A 19668-nucleotide genomic window follows, 5' to 3' on the forward strand; every position below is an offset into this window, starting at 1 on the left:
GGCCGAGCCGCCACCGCCCGGCCGCCCGGCGCCCGGCACCGACCCGGCCGCCGTGCGGGCGTGGTGGGCGGGGCTCACCGCCGCGCAGCGCCGGTGGCTGGTCGCGCACGAGCCGGGGCTGGTCGGGCGTCTCGACGGGGTGCCGGTGGCCGCCCGCGACCAGGCCAACCGGTTGCTGCTCGGGGCGCGGCGGGAGGAGCTGCTGGCCGCGCGGCGACGGCTGCTGGAGCGGGTGCCGCGCGGGCCGGTCGAGCTGGCCGGGCTGTCGCGCGTCGGGAAGTCGCTGGCGGGGCTGGACGCGCTGGCCGCCCGCCTGGCCGGCGACGAGCAGCCCCGGGCCTACCTGCTGGGGCTGGGCACGGCCGGCGAGGGACGGGCGGTGGTGGCGCTGGGCAACCCGGACCGGTCGACCCGGGTGCTGACCTACGTGCCGGGGATGACCGCCGGCCTCCACGACGTGCCCGGCGAGCTGGGCCGGGCGGCCCGGGTGCTGGCCCGCTGCGGCGCGCTCGCCCCCGAGGAGGAGGCCGCCGCGGTGCTCTGGCTGGACTACGACGCCCCCGACTTCCTGCACGAGGCGGCGTGGCCGGGCCAGGCCCGGGACGCCGGCCCGGCGCTGCACCGGTTCCAGGAGGGGCTGCGGGCGACCCACGACGACCCGCCGGGCCGGCAGACCGTGCTGGGGCACAGCTACGGCTCGCTGGTGGTCGGCACGGCCGCCCGCGACCACGGGCTGGCCGCCGACGCGCTGGTCTTCGTCGGCTCGCCCGGGGTGGGGGTCGCGCACGCGGGCGAGCTGGGCCTGCCGCCCGGGCAGGTCTGGGCGAGCACCGCGCCGGACGACGTCATCCGGTGGGCCCGGCCGCCGGACGAGCTGGCCCGCCGGTCCCTGCTGGGCGCGTCGCCGGTCGGCCCGGCGATCGGGACGCTGCTCGGCGCGCCGGAGCGCGAGCTGTGGTTCGGGCAGGACCCGTCCCACCCGGGCTTCGGCGGGCGTACGTTCCCCAGCGGCCGGCACGGGCACACCGGCTACTGGGCGGCCGACAACCCGGCCCTCGACGGGATGGCCCGGGTGGTGCTCGGGCGCTGACCCCGGACGCGGCGGGCCCCGCCCACCGACGCGGTGGACGGGGCCCGGCACGGGGCGGTACGGCTACTCGACCGTGACCGACTTGGCCAGGTTGCGGGGCTGGTCCACGTCGTGCCCCCGGGCGGCGGCGATCTCGGCCGCCAGCACCTGCAACGGCACGGTGGTGACCAGCGGCGCGAGCAGCGTCGGCGTACGCGGGACGTAGATCAGGTGGTCGGCGTAGCGGACGACCGCCTCGTCGCCCTCCTCCGCGATCACGATGGTCCGGGCGCCGCGCGCCCGCACCTCCTGGATGTTGGAGACCACCTTGTCGTGCAGCATGCCCCGGCCGACCGGCGAGGGCACGATGCAGATCACCGGGGTGCCCTTGTCGATCAGCGCGATCGGGCCGTGCTTCAGCTCGCCGGCGGCGAAGCCCTCGGCGTGCATGTACGCCAGCTCCTTGAGCTTGAGGGCGCCCTCCAGGGCCACCGGGTAGCCCACGTGCCGGCCGATGAAGAGCACGGTCGGCTCGGCCTTCAGGTCACGGGCCAGCTCGCGGACGGGCTCGATCCGGTCCAGCAGCTCGCGCAGCTTGCCCGGCATCTCCTGGAGCTGGGCGACCACGGCGGCCACCTCGTCGGCGAACTTGATGCCGCGCACCTGGGCCAGGTGCAGGCCGATCAGGTAGCAGGCGACGAGCTGGGTGAGGAACGCCTTGGTGGACGCGACGGCGATCTCCGGCCCGCCGTGGGTGTAGAGGACCGCGTCGGACTCCCGGGGGATGGTGGAGCCGTTGGTGTTGCAGATGGCCAGGACGCGGGCCTTCTGCTCCTTGGCGTGCCGCAGCGCCATCAGGGTGTCCATCGTCTCGCCGGACTGCGAGATCACGACGATCAGCGTGGACCGGTCGAGGACCGGGTCGCGGTAGCGGAACTCGCTGGCGAGTTCCACCTCGCACGGGATCCGGGTCCAGTGCTCGATCGCGTACTTGGCGACCAGGCCGGAGTGGTAGGCGGTGCCGCAGGCGACGATGAAGATCTTGTCGACGTCGCGCAGGTCCTGGTCGCTGAGGCGGACCTCGTCGAGCATGATCTCGCCGGAGTCGGTGAGCCGGCCGAGCAGCGTGTCCGCGATGGCCTGCGGCTGCTCCTCGATCTCCTTGAGCATGAACCAGTCGTAGCCGCCCTTCTCGGCGGCGGAGGAGTCCCAGTCGATGTGGAAGTCCTTGCCGCTGGCGGGCTGGCCGGCGAAGTCGGTGATCTCGATGGTGTCGCCGGTGATGAGGACGATCTGGTCCTGGCCCAGCTCCACCGCCTCCCGGGTGTGCTCGATGAACGCGGCCACGTCGCTGGCGAGGTAGTTCTCCCCCTCGCCCCGACCGACCACCAGCGGCGAGTTGCGCCGGGCACCGACCACCGCGCCGGGCACCGCGGCGTCGACGGCGAGCAGCGTGAACGCGCCCTCCAGCCGCTGGCAGACCACCCGCATGCCGGCGGCGAGCAGCTGCGGCCCGTCGGGGTGGCCGGCGGCGCGCAGGTCGGCCAGCGCGGCGGAGAGCAGGTGCGCCGCGCACTCGGTGTCGGTGTCGCTGGTGAACTGGACGCCGTCGGCCTCCAGTTCGGCGCGCAGCTTCGCGAAGTTCTCGATGATGCCGTTGTGGATCACGGCGACGCGGCCGTCGGGGGCCAGGTGCGGGTGGGCGTTGCGGTCGGTCGGACCGCCGTGGGTGGCCCAGCGGGTGTGCCCGATGCCGGTGGTGCCGTCCCCGATGCCGATCGGGCTGGCCGCGCAGGACGTGGGATCCTCGGCGGCCCGCTCGGAGAGCACCTTCTCCAGGTTGGCCAGCTTGCCGGCCTTCTTCTCGGTCAACAGCTGGCCGTCGCAGACGATGGCGACGCCGGCCGAGTCGTAGCCGCGGTACTCCAGCCGCCGCAGTCCGTCGAGCACGATGCCGAGCGCCGGGCGCGCGCCGGCGTAACCCACGATTCCACACATGTCCCGCAGCCTAACCTAGTTCCACTCATCGCGCGTGCGCGAAAGCCGGGTAAACGATCACCCAACTTGAGCGATCGGAGGGGAAGCGACACCCTTCGTGACATAGCTCCGCCGGGCGAAGAGGACGCCGGCGACGGTTCCGGGCGCTCGGCGGCGGCCTCGGCAGGGGTTGAAGCCGCGCCGGGAGTCCGTAGGCTGGCGGACGTGACGACCACCGCCGACGTCGACCCGCTGGTGGCCCGGATGCGCCCGTTCGGGACGACCATCTTCGCCGAGATGTCCGCCCTCGCCGTGCGCACCGGCGCGGTCAACCTCGGCCAGGGCTTCCCCGACACCGACGGCCCCCCGGAGATGCTCGCCGCCGCGGCGGAGGCGCTGCGCACCGGGCAGAACCAGTACCCGCCGGGTCCGGGCGTCCCGGCGCTGCGCGCGGCGGTGGCCGCGCACCAGCGCCGGTTCTGGGGACTGGAGTACGACCCGGACGGCGAGATCGTGGTGACGGCGGGCGCCACCGAGGCGATCGCCGCGGCCGTCCTCGGGCTCTGCGAGCCGGGCGACGAGGTGGTCTGCTTCGAGCCGTACTACGACTCGTACGCCGCCTCGATCGCGCTGGCCGGCGCGGTCCGGCGCCCGGTCACGCTGCGGCCCGCCGCCGACGGCCGGTACGCCTTCGACCCGGCCGCCCTGCGCGCCGCGTTCGGCCCGCGCACCCGGCTGGTGCTGCTGAACTCGCCGCACAACCCGACCGGCAAGGTGTTCACCCCCGACGAGCTGGCCCTGGTCGCCGAACTGTGCCAGGAGCACGGCGCGTACGCGGTGACCGACGAGGTGTACGAGCACCTGGTCTTCACCGACGCGTCCGCTCCGCACGTGCCGCTGGCCACGCTGCCCGGCATGCGCGAGCGGACGCTGCGCATCTCCTCGGCCGGCAAGACGTTCTCCTGCACGGGCTGGAAGGTCGGCTGGGTGAGCGGGCCGGCGGCACTGGTCTCGGCGGTGCTGCGGGTGAAGCAGTTCCTCACCTTCGTCAACGCCGCGCCGTTGCAGCCGGCGGTCGCGGCGGCGCTGGCCCTGCCGGACGACTACTTCACCGGCTTCCGGGACGGCATGCAGGCCCGCCGGGACCAGCTCGTCGGCGGGCTGACCGACGCCGGGTTCGAGGTGCTCCCACCGGAGGGGACGTACTTCGTCACCGCCGACGTCACCGCGCTTGGCGGGCGGGACGGGGTGGAGTTCTGCCGCTCCCTGCCCGAGCGGTGCGGGGTGGTCGGCGTCCCGACGCAGGTCTTCTACGACGACCCGGAGGCCGGCCGGCGCCTCATCCGCTTCGCCTTCTGCAAGCGCCCGGAGGTGCTGACCGAGGCGGTCAGCCGGCTGCGCCGGCTGACGGACGCGCGGTGACCGGCGCGTACGCCTGACCGTCAGCCGGCCGCCCGGGCCGGGCCGGTCCCCCGCTCCGCCGGCGCCCCCTCGGAGCGGGGCGCCCGGAGCCGGGCGAGCACCGCGCCGCCGTCGGCGAGCAGCACCCCCTCCGCGTCGTCGACGAAGGCCAGGTCGGCCTCGACGTGCCGACTCGCCGCCGAGAGCAGCAGGCCGACCACCGGGTCGCCGGCCCGGCGGCGCAGCCCGTCGAGGTTGCGCAGCTCCCGCATCAGGTGGGCGCGCTGGTTGCCGAGCACCGTCCGCACGGTGGCCGGCTCGCCGGAGCGGGCCGCGGCGGTCACCTTGAGGAAGAAGTCGTCCCGGAACCCGCCGCTGCGCGGGCTGGGCTCGGCGAGCCAGCGGTCCAGCTCGGCCCGGCCGTCCGGGGTGATCTCGTAGACGACCCGGTCGGGCTTGACCGGCTGGGGATGCCGTTCGGCGACCACCAGGCCGTCCCGGGAGAGCCGGTCGAGGATCTGGTAGAGGTGCCCGATGTTGAGCGGTCCCCACTGCGGGCCCACCGCCTCCTCGAAGGCGCCCTTCAGCTCGTATCCGTAGCTGGGGCCGCCGGCCAGCAGGGCCAGGACCGCGTGCTGTATCGCCACCGTCTACTCCGATCCGGCCCGGGCTCGCGCCGACGGGGCCTTGCATTGTCACAATGTATCGCGCACAGTGTGCTCAGCACACGGGGAGGCGCGACATGCTCAACATCATCTGGAAGCAGCTTCGCGGCCGTGCGGGACGGTCGGTGGCGCTGCTGCTCGGCGTGCTGGTGGCGACCACCGGCTTCGTCGTCCTGACCGGCGCCACCACCACCTCCCGGCTCGACGTCACCGGTTCCGTCGAGCGGCACACCGACGCCGCCTACGACATCCTGGTCCGCCCGAAGGGCGCGCGCACCCCGCTGGAGGCCGAACGGCGGCTGGTCCAGCCCAACTACCTCTCCGGCCTCTTCGGCGGCATCACCACCGCGCAGTACGAGCAGGTGAAGGCGCTCACCGGGGTGGACGTCGCCGCCCCCATCGCCATGCTCGGCTACTCGACCGCCCCCGTCGCCACCGCGATGGACCTGACCGACGCCGTCGACCGCTCGCTCGACCGGCAGGTCATCCGGATCGACCCGCGCTTCGTCGCCGAGCGCGGCCTCTCCACCGCCCCGGGCCGCGCCCGGTACCTGTACGTCACCAAGCACCCGATCATCCACGCCAGCAACGACGGGGTCTCCAGCGCCGACGCCACCCCCTACACCGACGGCCGGAGCTACCCCTGGGACGACAAGTGTGGTCCCTCCCCCCGCGAGGTCCTGCCCGACGGCCGCACCCACTCGATCTGCGACCGGCGGCACTACATGGGCAGTCTGGGCGCCTACTCGGAGCGGGAGGACTGGACGGTGATGGCTGTGCGGCTGCTGCCCGACGGCCGGTTCGAGGCCCACGTCAACGTCCTCGCGGACGGGGAGGGTCACGGGCCGGGTTACGTGACCACCTCGGATCGGCTCCGGATCAAGTACAACCTGACCGTGCCCTTCCTGCTGGCCGCGGTGGACCCGGCCGCCGAGGACCGACTCGTCGGCCTGGCCGGGACGGTGGTCGAGGGGCGGGCGCTCCGTCCCGACGACTCGGTCATCGAGGGACGCGGGGGAGGCCACTTCACCGTCCCGGTCCTCACGACCAGCCGTCCCTTCCTCGACGAGGAGCTGCGCGTCGACGCCACGCGGCTGCCCGCCGCACGCCCGGGCGGCGTGCCGTTGGCCGATCTGGAGCGGGAGCTGCGGCGGGGGCCGGCGATCCCCGCCGGGGACGCCAGCGCCGACGTCGTCTCCGGCTGGCGTTCCCGGTTGGCCGAGGGCCTCTCCCCGACCGGCTGCTGCTTCGGCCAGCTCCAGGACATCGTGCAGGCCGGGCCCGCGGAGTACGACCGGCTCCCCGACGGCACCCTACGGGTCCGTCCGCTCCCGCCGGCCGCCCCCGAGCTCTACGGTGGGCACCAGGACTTCAACCCGTACCCGCGTCCCTGGCTGACGGAGGACGTCGGTGCCCGCCCGCTGCGCGAGCTGCCGCTGAAGAAGTCGACCCCCAAGAAACCCCTCTGGCGCGACTGGCGGGCGGTGGGGGTCTTCGACCCGGAGAAGCTGACCGGGTTCAGCGACCTGGGCAAGGTCCCGCTGGAGACGTACGAGCCGCCGCGGGCCGCCGGCGCCGACGCCGCCAGCCGGGACGCGCTGGGCGGGCAGTCGCTGGAGCCGAGCGGCAATCCCGCCGGCTACCTCGCCGCCCCGCCGCTGCTGCTGACCACCCTGACCAGCGTGCCGGAGTTGCTGGCGGGCGGCGGCAGTCCGCAGACGAGGGCCCCGATCAGCGCCATCCGGGTCCGGGTCGCCGACGTGGGCGGCTACAGCGAGCACGCCGCCGAACAGGTCCGGCTGGTCGCCGAGCGGATCGCCCAGGTCACCGGGCTCGACGTCGACATCACGCTCGGCTCGTCCCCGGCTCCGCAGGCCGTGGAGCTGCCCGCCGGGTCGTTCGGCCGGCCGGTGCTGCGGCTGACCGAGAACTGGTCGGCGCTCGGGGTCGCCTCGGTGATCACGAAGGCGGTGGACCGGAAGAGCGTCGTGCTCTTCGTGCTGGTGCTGGTGGTCTGCGCGCTCTTCCTCGGCAACGCGGTCGCCGCCGCCGTCCGGGACCGCCGCTCCGAGCTGGCGGTGCTCGCCTGCCTGGGCTGGCCGGCCCGGCGGCTCGGCGCGTTGATCCTCGGCGAGGTCGCCGTCCTCGGGCTGGCCGCCGGGTTGCTCGCGCTGGCGCTGGCGGTCCCGCTCGGGGCCGCGCTCGGCATCGACGTCGGATGGCGGCGGGCGCTGCTGGCCGTACCGGTGGCCCTGCTGCTGGCGCTGGTCGCGGGCCTGACGCCGGCCCTGCGGGCCGCGCGCGCCCACCCGGCCGCCGCGCTGCGCCCGGCGGTGGCCACGGCCCGCTGGGTACGCCGGCCGCGCACCCTGGCCGGCCTGGCCCTGGCCAACCTGGCCCGCACGCCCGGCCGCACCCTGCTCGGGGCCGGTGCGCTGGCCATCGGGGTGGCCGCGCTGACCCTGGTCGCCGCCGCCGGGTACGCGTTCCGCGGTGCCATCGTCGGCAGCCTGCTCGGCGACACGGTGTCGCTGAGCGTGCGCGGCGCGGACACCATGGCCGCCGTCGCGACGGTGCTGCTCGGTGCCGCCGCGGTCGCCGACGTGCTCTACCTGAACATCCGGGACCGGGCCGCCGAGCTGGCCACCCTGCGCGCGGTCGGCTGGAGCGACGGCGCGCTGGGCCGCCTCATCGGGTACGAGGGGCTGGCCCTCGGACTGCTCGGCGCGGTCACCGGCGCCAGCCTCGGGCTGGCCGGGGCGGCCTGGCTGGTCGGCGCCCTGCCCGGCACGTTGGTCACGGTCGCCGCGCTGGTGGCGGTGGCCGGTGTCCTGGTCACCTCGATGGCCGCCCTGGTCCCGGCCGCGCTGCTGCGCCGGCTGCCGACCGCACGACTGCTCGCGGAGGAGTGACGATGGAGACGACGACGGTGGGCAGCACGGTCCGGGTCGCCGGGCTGGTCCGACGGTTCGGGGCCGGCCCGCAGCAGGTGACCGCGGCCGACGACGTGTCCATGGAGATTCCGCCCGGGGCGGTGGTGGCACTGACCGGGGCCAGCGGCTCCGGCAAGTCGACGCTGCTGCACATGATCGGCGCGATCGAGCAGGTCGACGCCGGCACCATCACGGTGGACGACCTGGAGATCACCGGGCTCGGCCGCTCCGCCCTGACCCGGTACCGGCAGCGGGTGGGCTTCGTCTTCCAGCGCTACCACCTGCTGCCCGCGCTGACCGTGCTGGACAACGTGATCGCGCCGATGCTGCCGCGCCGGGGGCGGGCCGACCACGCCGCCCGGGCCCGGGAGCTGCTCGACGCGGTGGGCCTGGCCGGGCGGGAGCGGGCCCTGCCGTCCCAGCTCTCCGGCGGTCAGCAGCAGCGGGTCGCGATCGCCCGGGCGCTGATGGGCTCCCCCGGGTTGCTGCTCGCCGACGAGCCGACCGGCAACCTCGACTCGGCCACCGGCGGGCAGATCCTCGACCTGCTGCTGGACCTGCGCGACCGGCACGGCATGACGATCCTGCTCGCCACCCACGAGCGGGCGATAGCGGCCCGGTGCGACCGGCTGATCCGCCTCGGCGACGGACGGATCGTCGAGGACGTGGACCTCACCGACGGCGAGGACCCGGCGGCCACCTTCCAGCGCGCCGCCGGCCTGCGCCTGTAGGGGCGCTTTTGGACGCCTCGGACGGGGGCGAGGCCGGCCCCTCCTCGGCGCACATCCACGCCGGATCGCCGCCGAGGTCTCCGACCGCGGCTGCCCGGCTGAGAAAAGTCGTCGGCCCGGGCCCGCCGGTGACGGGTCCGGGCCGACGAGGAAGGTCAGGCGGTCGGGCTGGCGGTGCGGACCTGCTCGGCGATGCGCTCGGCGACGCTGCGGGCGGTCTGCTCGGTGGCGGCCTCGACCATCACCCGGACCAGGGGCTCGGTGCCGGACGGGCGGAGCAGCACCCGGCCGGTCTCCCCCAGCTCCGCCTCGGCCCGCTCGACCTCGGCCCGGACGGCGGGCGCGGCCGCGCCGACCGTGCGGTCGCCGACGGGGACGTTGATCAGCACCTGCGGCAGCCTGGTCACCACGGCGGCCAGCTCCGCGAGGGACTTCCCGGTGGCGGCGATCCGGGACATCAGGTGCAGCCCGGTCAGCACGCCGTCGCCGGTGGTGGCGTACGCGGGCATCACGATGTGCCCGCTCTGCTCGCCGCCGAGGGCCAGCCCGGACGCGCGCAGCTCCTCCAGCACGTACCGGTCGCCGACCTTGGTCTCCAGGAGCCGGATGCCCTGCGCGGACATGGCCAGCCGCAGGCCGAGGTTGCTCATCACGGTGGCGACCAGGGTGTCGTCGGTGAGGGTGCCGGCGTCCCGCATGGCGAGCGCGAGGATGGCCATCACCTGGTCGCCGTCGACCTCGTCGCCGTCGGCGGTCACCGCGACGCAGCGGTCGGCGTCGCCGTCGTGGGCGATGCCCAGGTGCGCGCCGTGCTCGACCACGGCGGCCCGCAGGGCCTCGATGTGGTTGGAGCCGCACTCGTCGTTGATGTTGAGGCCGTCCGGCTCGGCGTAGATGGCGACGACCTCGGCCCCGGCCTCCCGGTACGCCACCGGCGCCACCTCGGCCGCCGCGCCGTTGGCGCAGTCGACCACGACCTTGAGCCCGTCGAGGCGGTGCGGCACGGTGCCGATCAGGTGCTGCACGTAGTGGTCGGCGCCGTCGAGCAGGTCGTGCACCCGGCCGACGCCGGCGCCGATCGGCCGCTTCCAGGCGGTGGTGGCGTTCGCCTCGACGGCCGCCTCGATCTGCATCTCGATCTCGTCCGGCAGCTTGTGCCCGCCGGCGGCGAAGAGCTTGATCCCGTTGTCGGGCATCGGGTTGTGCGAGGCGGAGAGCATCACGCCGAGGTCGGCCTTGGCCTCGGCGGTGAGGAACGCCACGGCCGGGGTGGGCAGCACGCCCACCCGGACCACGTTGGCGCCGGCGCTGGTGAGCCCGGCGACCACCGCGGCCTCCAGCATCTCGCCGCTGGCCCGGGTGTCCCGCCCGACCACGGCCAGCGGGGGATGGCTCCGGTCCGACTCGGCGAGTGTGTGCGCGGCGGCCACCGCCACCGCCAGCGCCAACTCAGGCGTGAGATCCGCGTTCGCCCGCCCGCGTACGCCGTCCGTGCCGAACAACCGGCCCATACCCGCCAACCTCCGATGAAACGGTCCAGGAAAGGCGAACGGCCGGGCCACCTCCCGTCGAGGGGAGGTGAACCCGGCCGTCCGTCAGAAGTACAACGTGCAGCTGTTGATCAGCGCTTCGAGTACTGGGGAGCCTTACGGGCCTTCTTGAGGCCGTACTTCTTGCTTTCCTTGACCCGGGCGTCCCGGGTGAGGAAGCCGGCCTTCTTCAGCGCCGGACGGTCGTCCGGCTCGCTGACGATCAGGGCCCGGGCGATGGCCAGCCGGAGCGCGCCGGCCTGACCGGTGGTGCCGCCGCCACGCAGGTTGGCGATGACGTCGAAGGCCTCCGGCTTCTCGGCGGTGACCAGCGGATCCTTGATCAGCTGCTGGTGCACCTTGCTCGGGAAGTAGGCCTCGAGGTCACGGCCGTTGCACGTGATCTTGCCGCTGCCGGGGACGATGCGCACCCGGACGATGGCCTCCTTGCGCCGACCCACGGTCTGGATCGGGCGGTCACCACGCGGCGCGCGGGCGACGGGCGCCGGCGCCTCGGTGGCCTCCTCGGGGGCAACCTCGGTCTCGGTGATGTCGGTCATGCTGTTTCCTTCGCCCGCGCTCACTGCGCGATCTGCTTGATCTCGAACGGCACCGGCTGCTGCGCGCCGTGCGGGTGCTCGGCACCGGCGTAGACCTTCAGCTTCTTGATGAGCTGACGGCCGAGCTTGTTGTGCGGGAGCATGCCCTTGACGGCCAGCTCGATGGCCCGCTCGGGACGCTTGGTCAGCAGCTCGTCGTAGCCGACCTGCTTCAGACCACCCGGGTAGCCGGAGTGGCGGTAGGCGATCTTGGTCTGGCGCTTGTTGCCGGTCAGCGCGACCTTGCCCGCGTTCACGATGACGACGAAGTCGCCCGTGTCGACGTGCGGCGCGAAAGTCGGCTTGTGCTTGCCGCGCAGCAGCGTGGCGGCGTGGGTGGCCAGGCGGCCCAGCACGACATCAGAGGCGTCGATGACGTGCCACTGACGCTCGATCTCACCCGGCTTCGGGCTGTACGTACGCACAGGTATACCTTGTCTCGTCGTCGGTCTGGGGTCGCGCGCCGAGGTTACCGGGCGCGCACGAACGACCAAGCGTACCTCAGGCGGCACGCCTCTGGATGTCGTACAACAGCAGGCAACGATACCCGCCGCCCCGTCGGCAGGTCAAAACGGGGTACCGCCTCCACCTGGCCCCCGAGGATACATGGCGGGGCTCACACCCCGGTCAGCCGGCGCGGGCCCGGCCGCAGGTAGACCAGCCAGGTCACCCCGAAACAGACCGCGTACGCGGCGATGAAGGCGACGTACGCCGCGTCCGCGCTGCCCCCGGTCAGGAACGACTGCCGGAAGGCGATGTTCACCAGCACCCCGCCGGAGGCCCCGACCGCACCGGCGATGCCGATCAGCGAGCCGGTCATCCGCCCGGCCCAGCGCTGCGCCGCGGCCGCCTCCCGCCGACCGGCGTCCACCTCGGCCGTCGCCCGCGCCCGGAAGATCGCCGGGATCATCTTGTACGTCGAGCCGTTGCCGATCCCGGAGAAGACGAAGAGCGACAGGAAGCCGAGCAGGTAGAGCCCGAACGACCGCTCCCGGGCGGCGAAGAGCACCAGCGAGGCGCCGGCCGCCATCGCGACGAAGTTCCAGAAGGTCACCCGGGCCCCGCCGAGGCGGTCGGCGAGGTGCCCGCCGACCGGCCGGACCAGCGAGCCGGTCAGCGGGCCGAGGAAGGTGAGCCAGGCGGCGTCGACCGGGGTCGGGAAGCGCTCGGCGAACTGGAGCTGGAGCACCTGGCCGAAGGCGAAGCCGAAGCCGATGAAGGAGCCGAAGGTGCCGATGTAGAGCAGCGACATGACCCAGGTGTGCGGATCGCGGGCGGCCTCGCGCAGCGCGCCGGGCTCGTTGCGCGCCCCGGGGATGTTGTCCAGCCCGCGCGCCGCGGCGAACGCGGCCAGCACGATCAGCGGCAGGTAGACGGCCGGCACCAGGCGGGGGTACGCGGCGCCCGCGGTCGCCAGCACCGCCAGGCCGACCAGTTGCACCGCCGGCACGCCGAGGTTTCCGCCACCGGCGTTGAGCCCGAGCGCCCGCCCCTTGAGCCGAGACGGGTAGAAGAGGTTGATGTTCGCCATCGAGGAGGCGAAGTTGCCCCCGCCGACGCCGGTCAGGCAGGCCAGCACCATCAGGGTCGAATAGGAGACGCCGGGCTCCAGCAGCACCGTCATCGGCACGGCCGGCACGAGCAGCAGCAGCGCGCTCACGATCGTCCAGGTTCGTCCGCCGAAGCGGGCCACGGCCAGCGTGTAGGGCAGTCGCAGCGCCGCCCCGAGGGCGGCCGGCACGGCGGTGAGCAGGAACTTCCCCGCCGGGTCGATGCCGTACTCCGGGCCGAGGAAGAGCACCATCACCGACCAGAGGCTCCACACGGAGAAGCCCACGTGCTCGGCGAGGATCGAGACCCAGAGGTTGCGGCGGGCGACCGGCGCCCCCGTCGTACGCCAGAACTCGGGGTCCTCGGGCCGCCAGTCGTCGATGCGGTGCCGGCGGGCGGCGGCCGGCGGGGCGGCCTCGGGCGGGGGTGTGGTGGGGGCCAGTGTGCTCACGGCGACTCCTCCTCGTCGGTGCGACCTGGAGGAACGCTAGGAACCGGGGGTTACCCGACCGTGCCCGCCGCGGGTCGGGCCGGAAACGGAGACCGCACCGCGGGCGGATGTCACCGGTGAGATGTCAGAGCTGTTGCAGGATGCGCAGCGCCCGGCCGACCCGGAGCATGGTCTCGGTGTCGGCGACGTCCACGCACTCGGTGAACCACTTCTTCATCGGCGAGGAGATCCGGTCGGGCATCACCACGTGGACGCCCATCGGCACCGCCAGGGGCGAGTCGCGCAGCAGCGCCTCCTCGACCACCTCGGCCACGATCACGATCGGCACGTCGGTGGAGTTGTAGACGTCGGAGCTGATCACCAGCCCGAGCCGTTCCCGGGCGCCGTCGATGCGCCAGACCTCGCCCCTACGCAGCACGCGGGCGTCCGCCGAAGAGCACGTCGTCGACCATGCCCACCTCCCGGGCGTCCGCGAGGGCGGCGGCTTCGAGGTCGAGCCCGGCGCGGCCGACGGCGGCGGCGTGCGCGGTGAAGACCTCGCGCAGCGCCTTCTCCCGGGCCGCCTGGTCCATCCACGCCGACAGGGAGAGCCCTTCGCGTTTGGCGAACCGCCGGGCCTCCTCGATCGTCTCGTCCGAGAACGACAGGGTCACCTTGGCAGTCATGCCACGCAGACTACCCATCGGTATGACCGCCAGTCATCCCGCTTGCCGCCGGTCGGCGAACCAGACAAATCAACCAGCCAGCCCTCGCGGAATGTGGTCGACACGCGCCAGCATCACCCCGCGCCCGCCCGGTCCCCTGTCGGCGCGGCCGCCCGGTCGTCGGCCGCCTCGTCACCGCGTACGGCGAGGGCGCCGACCAGCCTTGGGCGGGCGCTGTCGAGCTGCCCCATCTGTGCGACCAGCGGAGCCGGTCCCCATCCACGGGGGCAGCTCGACAGTCCCGCGCCCGGGCACCGCCCCACCTACAGGGGCAGCTCGACAGTCCCGCACATCCACATGCCCGGTCCCCGAGGCCGCCCGGTCAGCCGGCCGCCTCGGCGTCGGGCCCGCGTCGGCCGCCGAACACGGCAAACCGCCACTGCTTGAAGAAGCAGTCGACGTCGACCAGACCCGCCTCGGCCAGCCAACGGCACTGCGCGGCGACCGGCGCCGGCCGGTCGTACGCCATCCGGCCCTCGGCGGCGGCGACCTCGTCGGCGTCGGAGCCCAGCGCGGCCACCTGCGCCAGCCACACCTCGTGGTAGCGCCGGTCCAGCGCCGGGGCGGGGCCGGCGACCTGCTCGGCGTTGACGAAGACGCCGCCGGGCGCCAGCGCCGCGGACACCCGCCGGTAGAGCTCGCGCTTGCCGGCGTCGTCGAGGTGGTGCACGGCCAGCGCGCTGACCACCGCGTCGTAGCTGCCGGCCGGCAGCGGGTCGGCCAGGTCGGCCAGGACCGTCCGGTGCGCCACCCCGCGGGCGCGCAGGTGGTCGGCGGCGACGGCGAGCATGGCCGGCGCGGCGTCGACCAGGGTCAGCCGGACCCCCGGCACCGCCGCGGCGAGCAGCAGCGACAGCAGCCCGGTGCCCGCGCCGAGGTCCAGCACCTCGGGGGTACGCCCCGCGGCGAGCGCGGTCCGCAGCGGCGGCGCGGCCACCTCGACGGCGGTGCCGTAGAAGGCGTCGAAGCAGGGCACCAGGCGCCGGCGGGCCTCGTCGTAGCTGCCGGCCACCGCGTCGAAGACCTCGGCCACGTCCATCCGTGCCTCCCAAATATCAGGACAGTTTTCCCATATTGTAAACGCCGCGAGTCGGCCCGGTGCCCCCGTGCGGTGTGAGCGGCTCTTGACAGGACCGAAACAAACGGGACCCGGACCGGAAACCGCCCCCCGGCACGCTTTGCCGGCATGACAGACGGTGCACACGCGGCGACCGGAGCGGGGCCGACGCCCCGGGAGGTGGCGACGCACTGCCCGTACTGCGCCCTCCAGTGCGGGATGACGCTGCGCGAGGAGCCCGCCCGGGTGACGGTGCTCTCCCGGCAGTTCCCCACCAACCGGGGCGGCCTCTGCCAGAAGGGCTGGACCGCCGCCGAACTGCTCGACCACCCCGAGCGGCTGACCACACCGCTGCTGCGGGACCCGGTCGGCGGCGAGCTGCGCCCGGCGAGCTGGGACGCCGCCCTCGACCGGATCGTCACCGGCCTGCGCACCGTCCAGTCAGGACACGGGCGGGACGCGGTGGCCGTCTTCGGCGGTGGCGGGCTCACCAACGAGAAGGCGTACGCGCTGGGGAAGTTCGCCCGGGTGGCGCTGCGCACGAGGCACATCGACTACAACGGACGGTTCTGCATGTCCTCGGCGGCGGCGGCCGGGACGCGCGCCTTCGGCATCGACCGGGGCCTGCCGTTCCCGCTGGCCGACCTGGGCCGGGCCGACACGCTGCTGCTGGTCGGCGCGAACCCGGCGGAGACCATGCCCCCGCTGGTGCGCTGGCTGACCGAGCAGCGCGAGCGCGGCGGCAGGCTGATCGTGGTCGACCCCCGGGTCACCGCCACCGCCCGCCAGGCCGACCTGCACCTGCAACCCCTGCCCGGCACCGACCTGGCGGTGGCGAACGCGCTGCTGCACGTCGCGCTCACCGAGGGCTGGGTCGATCGGGAATACGTGGCCGACCGCACCACCGGGTTCGAGGCGGTCCGCCGCGCCGTCGCCGGCTGGTGGCCGGCCCGCGCCGAGGCGCTCTCCGGGGTGCCGGTGGCCGACCTGGAGGCGACCGCCCGGGCCCTCGGCACCGCCGAGCGCGTGATCATCCTGACCGCGCGCGGCGCCGAGCAGCACGCCAAGGGCGTCGACACGGTCACCGGCTTCGTCAACCTGGCGCTCGCCCTCGGGCTGCCCGGCCGCCCCGGCTCCGGCTACGGCTGCCTCACCGGGCAGGGCAACGGGCAGGGCGGGCGGGAGCACGGGCAGAAGGCCGACCAGCTCCCCGGCTACCGGAAGATCGACGACCCGGCCGCCCGGGAGCACGTCGCCGGGGTCTGGGGGGTGCCGGCCGAGGAGCTGCCCGGGCCGGGCGTGCCGGCGTACCAGCTGCTGGACTCGCTGGGCACGCCCGCCGGGCCGAAGGCGCTGCTGGTCTTCGGCTCCAACCCGGTGGTCTCCGCGCCCCGCGCCGCCCGGATCGAGCGCCGGCTGCGCGACCTCGACCTGCTCGTGGTCGCCGACTTCCTGCTCTCCGAGACGGCCGCCCTCGCCGACGTGGTGCTGCCCACCGCCCAGTGGGCCGAGGAGGACGGCACGATGACCAACCTGGAGGGCCGGGTGCTGCGCCGCCGCGCGCTGCGCCCACCGCCTGCCGGCGTCCGTACCGACCTGGAGATCCTCGCCGGTCTGGCGGACCGGCTGGCCGCCGCCGACCGGTCCGGCGCCGCTGCCCCGGCGGGCCGGTTCCCCACCGACCCGCGGGTCGTCTTCGCCGAGCTGCGGCGGGCCTCGGCTGGCGGGACCGCCGACTACGCCGGGGTGAGCTGGGCGCGGATCGACGAGCGCGACGGGGTGTTCTGGCCCTGCCCGGCCGAGGACGGCCCGGACACCCCCCGGCTCTTCGCCGACCGCTTCGCCACCCCCGACGGGCGGGCCCGGTTCCGCGCCGTGGAGCACCGGCCGGCGGCGGAGGAGGTGTGCGCCGAGTACCCGCTGCACTTCACCACCGGCCGGGTGCTCGCGCAGTACCAGTCGGGCACCCAGACCCGCCGCGTCGCCGCGCTGCGCCGGGCCGCCCCGGACGCGTTCGTCGAGCTGCACCCCGACCTGGCCGGGCGGCTCGGCATCGGCGACGGCGAGCCGGTGCGGGTGGTCTCCCGCCGTGGTGAGCTGCGCGCGCCCGCCCGGCTCAGCACCGCCATCCGGCCGGACACCGTCTTCGCGCCGTTCCACTGGGGCGGCGCCGCGCGGGCCAACTCGGTCACCAACGACGCCGTCGACCCGGTCTCCGGGATGCCGGAGTTCAAGATCTGCGCCGTCCGGCTGGAGAGGGTGGACCGGCCATGACCGAGCGAATCGTGATCATCGGCAACGGGATGGCCGGCTCCCGGCTGGCCGGCGAGCTGCACGCCCGGGGCGGGGACCGGAAGGTCACCGTGCTCGGCGCGGAGCCGCACCGGGCGTACAACCGGATCATGCTCTCCACCCTGCTGGCGGGCAGGATCGGCGAGCCGGACGTGGAGCTGGCCGAGGCCGCCGGGCAGGGCGTCGACCTGCGTACCGGGGTGACGGTCACCGCCATCGACCGGGCCGCCCGGACGGTCCACACCGACGACGGCGACCGCGTCGCGTACGACCACCTGGTGCTCGCCACCGGCAGCCGGGCCGTGGTGCCCCCGCTGCCCGGGTTGGACGGGTCCGAACTGCCGGCGCGGGTGGTGCCCTTCCGCACCCTGGACGACTGCCGGCGGATCCTCGCCGTGGCCGACGGCGCGCGCAGCGCCCTGGTGCTCGGCGGCGGGCTGCTCGGGCTGGAGGCGGCCCGCGCGCTCGCCGCCCGGGGCCTCGACGTCGGGGTGGTGCACCCGGTGCCGTACCTGATGGAACGGCAGCTCGACCCGGCCGGCGCGGCCGTGCTGGCCGGCACGCTCGCCGGCCTCGGGGTGACCACCCACCTGGCCGTCGCGGCCACCGGGGTGGTCGCGGACGTCGACGGGGTACGCCTCGACCTGGCCGACGGCCGCTCGCTCACCGCCGACCTGCTGGTCCTCTCCTGCGGGGTACGCCCCGACACCGCCCTCGCCCGCGCGGCCGGGCTGCCCGTGGAGCGGGGCGTGCTGGTCGACGACCGGCTGCGCACCGGCGACCCGCGGATCTCGGCGATCGGCGACTGCGCCCAGCACGACGGCGCGCTCACCGGCCTGGTCGCCCCGGCCTGGGCGCAGGCCCGGGTGGTGGCGCAGGTGCTCACCGGCGAGGACGCCGGGGCCCGCTACCGGGCCCGGCCCGCGGTGACCCGGCTCAAGGCGGCCGGCATCGACCTCGCCGCCATGGGCGACCCGGGCGACGGCGGCACCGGCGAGGAGCTGACCTTCGCCGACCCGGCCCGGGGCACGTACGCCCGGCTGCGCATCCGCGACGAGCGGCTGACCGCCGCGATCCTGCTCGGCGACAACCCGGCGGTCGGCACGGTCATCCAGCTCTTCGACCGGGGCCAGCCGGTGCCGGCCGACCGGCGCTCCCTGCTGCTCGGCCGGGCGTTCGGCGCGACGGCGGGCGCGCAGGCCGCGACCCCGGCGCTGATGCCGGACGCGGCGACCGTCTGCCAGTGCAACGACGTCAGCAAGGGAGCGCTGGTGGGCTGCTGGCGTTCCGGGGCCCGGACGGTCGACGCCGTGGTCGCCGCGACCCGCGCCGGCACGGGATGCGGCGGCTGCCGGGACGCGGTCGCCGGCATCGTCGGCTGGCTGTCCGAAGTGGATTCAGTGGAGGTGCGGTCATGAGCGAGCGAAGCGAGCGAATCGGCAGGCTCGGTGCGACGGTGCCTCATGACGGCACGCAGCGAAGCGGAGTGCCGTCATGAGCGAGCGAAGCGGCAGGCTGGTCGTCGTCGGCAACGGCATGGTCGGGCAGCGCTTCGTCGACGCGCTGCGGGCCCGCGACCCCGAGGGGCGGTGGCGGGTCACCGTGCTCGCCGAGGAGACCCGCCCGGCGTACGACCGGGTGCGGCTCTCGGCGTTCTTCGACGGGGTCGGCACCGAGGAGCTGAACCTGCACACCCCCGACGACGGGGTGGAGCTGCGCCTCGGCGAGCCGGCCACCGGGATCGACCGGGAGCGGCGGCTGGTGCGCACGGCGACCGGCGAGCACCCGTACGACGCCCTGGTGCTGGCCACCGGCTCGTACGCCTTCGTGCCGCCGGTGGACGGCGCGACGCTGCCCGGGGTCTTCGTCTACCGGACGCTGGCCGACCTGGAGGCGATCCGCGAGCACGCGCGCGGCCGGCGCACCGGGGCGGTGGTCGGCGGCGGGCTGCTCGGGCTGGAGGCGGCGAACGCGCTGCGGCTGCTCGGGCTGCACACCAGCGTGGTGGAGTACGCGCCCCGGCTGATGCCGGTGCAGGTCGACACGGCCGGCGGCGCGATGCTCCGCCGGTACGTCGACGAGCTGGGCGTCGCCACCCACCTGGGCGTCGCCACCACCGCCCTCCGGCCCGGCCCGGACGGCACGGTCGCCGGGCTGGAGCTGGCCGACGGGAGCGTGGTCGACGCCGAACTGGTGGTGGTCGCGGCCGGCATCCGGCCCCGTGACGAGCTGGCCCGAGCGGCCGGTCTCGCCCTGGGCCCGCGCGGCGGCGTGCTGGTCGACGACGCCTGCCGGACCGCCGACGAGCGGATCTGGGCGGTCGGCGAGTGCGCGGCCGTCGACGGCACCTGCCACGGCCTGGTCGCCCCCGGGTACGCGATGGCCGAGGTGGTCGCCGACCGGCTGGTCGGCGGGGCGGCCACCTTCCCCGGCGCGGACACCGCCACCAAGCTCAAGCTGCTCGGCGTGGACGTGGCCTCGTTCGGCGACGCGCACGGCACCACGCCGGGCTGCCTCGACGTGACGTTCACCGACCCGGCCACCCGGGTCTACGCCAAGCTGGTCCTCTCCGACGACGCGCAGACCCTGCTCGGCGGGGTGCTGGTCGGCGACGCCAGCGCGTACCCGACGCTGCGGGCCAGCGTGGGCGGCCCGCTGCCCGCTCCCCCGCTGGCACTGCTCGCGCCCGCCGGCGCGGCGGGCGCGGGC

General features: G+C 74.9%; 16 protein-coding genes. 7 read left to right on the forward strand and 9 right to left on the reverse strand.

The genetic code is table 11. The features are described from left to right. On the forward strand, positions 1-1090 hold a 1090-nt coding region (locus tag AB0G13_RS28075; protein ID WP_357880420.1), incomplete at its 5' end, for an alpha/beta hydrolase. 63 nt (positions 1091-1153) lie between these two features. On the opposite strand, the gene glmS is transcribed toward AB0G13_RS28075, so the two are convergent. Beyond that, on the reverse strand, positions 1154-3067 hold the full coding sequence (glmS, locus tag AB0G13_RS28080) for a glutamine--fructose-6-phosphate transaminase (isomerizing) (protein WP_357880423.1): 1914 nt from the start codon (positions 3065-3067) through the stop codon (positions 1154-1156). Positions 3068-3271: 204 nt separating this feature from the next. Between glmS and AB0G13_RS28085 the strand changes: the two genes are divergently transcribed. Continuing rightward, positions 3272-4468, forward strand: coding sequence for a pyridoxal phosphate-dependent aminotransferase (locus AB0G13_RS28085; RefSeq protein ID WP_357880426.1), 1197 nt, complete (start codon positions 3272-3274; stop codon positions 4466-4468). Between the two features lie 20 nt (positions 4469-4488). On the opposite strand, the gene AB0G13_RS28090 is transcribed toward AB0G13_RS28085, so the two are convergent. Further along, on the reverse strand, positions 4489-5094 hold the full coding sequence (locus AB0G13_RS28090; protein ID WP_357880429.1) for a helix-turn-helix transcriptional regulator: 606 nt from the start codon (positions 5092-5094) through the stop codon (positions 4489-4491). Positions 5095-5189: 95 nt separating this feature from the next. On the opposite strand from AB0G13_RS28090, the gene AB0G13_RS28095 reads away from it, so the two are divergent. Both AB0G13_RS28095 and AB0G13_RS28100 read left to right on the forward strand, forming a co-directional pair. Further along, positions 5190-8024, forward strand: coding sequence for an FtsX-like permease family protein (locus AB0G13_RS28095; RefSeq protein WP_357880432.1), 2835 nt, complete (start codon positions 5190-5192; stop codon positions 8022-8024). A gap of 101 nt (positions 8025-8125) precedes the next feature. Then, positions 8126-8776, forward strand: coding sequence for an ABC transporter ATP-binding protein (locus tag AB0G13_RS28100; RefSeq protein ID WP_357880454.1), 651 nt, complete (start codon positions 8126-8128; stop codon positions 8774-8776). A 155-nt stretch (positions 8777-8931) separates the two neighbouring features. Here AB0G13_RS28100 and glmM read toward each other — a convergent pair whose 3' ends face one another. The 7 genes from glmM to AB0G13_RS28135 form a co-directional block, all read right to left on the reverse strand. Further along, the gene (glmM, locus tag AB0G13_RS28105; RefSeq protein WP_357880435.1) at positions 8932-10287 is read right to left on the reverse strand and encodes a phosphoglucosamine mutase; all 1356 of its coding nucleotides are present in this window, start codon (positions 10285-10287) and stop codon (positions 8932-8934) included. 110 nt (positions 10288-10397) lie between these two features. After that, positions 10398-10865: a 30S ribosomal protein S9 gene (gene rpsI / locus AB0G13_RS28110; protein WP_121399850.1), complete on the reverse strand. Its 468-nt coding sequence runs from the start codon at positions 10863-10865 to the stop codon at positions 10398-10400. 20 nt (positions 10866-10885) lie between these two features. Further along, entirely contained in the window at positions 10886-11329 is a 444-nt protein-coding gene (gene rplM, locus AB0G13_RS28115) for a 50S ribosomal protein L13 (protein WP_154941857.1), read from the reverse strand. Between the two features lie 191 nt (positions 11330-11520). Beyond that, the gene (locus tag AB0G13_RS28120) at positions 11521-12897 is read right to left on the reverse strand and encodes a nitrate/nitrite transporter (protein WP_357880457.1); all 1377 of its coding nucleotides are present in this window, start codon (positions 12895-12897) and stop codon (positions 11521-11523) included. A 133-nt stretch (positions 12898-13030) separates the two neighbouring features. Then, complete coding sequence (locus AB0G13_RS28125; RefSeq protein ID WP_357880438.1) at positions 13031-13324, reverse strand: type II toxin-antitoxin system PemK/MazF family toxin; 294 nt, start codon at positions 13322-13324, stop codon at positions 13031-13033. Then, the gene (locus AB0G13_RS28130) at positions 13314-13571 is read right to left on the reverse strand and encodes a DUF6364 family protein (RefSeq protein ID WP_088998395.1); all 258 of its coding nucleotides are present in this window, start codon (positions 13569-13571) and stop codon (positions 13314-13316) included. Before AB0G13_RS28130 ends, AB0G13_RS28125 begins: the two co-directional genes overlap by 11 nt. Before the next feature lie 361 nt (positions 13572-13932). Then, complete coding sequence (locus AB0G13_RS28135; RefSeq protein WP_357880441.1) at positions 13933-14649, reverse strand: methyltransferase domain-containing protein; 717 nt, start codon at positions 14647-14649, stop codon at positions 13933-13935. Positions 14650-14796: 147 nt separating this feature from the next. Here AB0G13_RS28135 and AB0G13_RS28140 point away from each other — a divergent pair, with 147 nt between their 5' ends. The 3 genes from AB0G13_RS28140 to AB0G13_RS28150 form a co-directional block, all read left to right on the forward strand. Then, a complete protein-coding gene (locus tag AB0G13_RS28140) occupies positions 14797-16941 on the forward strand; it encodes a molybdopterin oxidoreductase family protein (RefSeq protein WP_357880444.1) in 2145 nt (714 codons plus the stop codon). Continuing rightward, a complete protein-coding gene (locus AB0G13_RS28145; RefSeq protein WP_357880447.1) occupies positions 16938-18377 on the forward strand; it encodes an FAD-dependent oxidoreductase in 1440 nt (479 codons plus the stop codon). The genes AB0G13_RS28140 and AB0G13_RS28145 overlap by 4 nt, the downstream gene beginning before the upstream one ends. A 76-nt stretch (positions 18378-18453) precedes the next feature. Next, positions 18454-19668 (forward strand): FAD-dependent oxidoreductase (locus AB0G13_RS28150; RefSeq protein ID WP_357880450.1); only part of this gene is annotated, 1215 nt, incomplete at its 3' end.

Origin of the sequence: Micromonospora sp. NPDC023633 (assembly GCF_040640035.1) — a bacterium.
In the GTDB taxonomy this organism is placed as follows: domain Bacteria; phylum Actinomycetota; class Actinomycetes; order Mycobacteriales; family Micromonosporaceae; genus Micromonospora.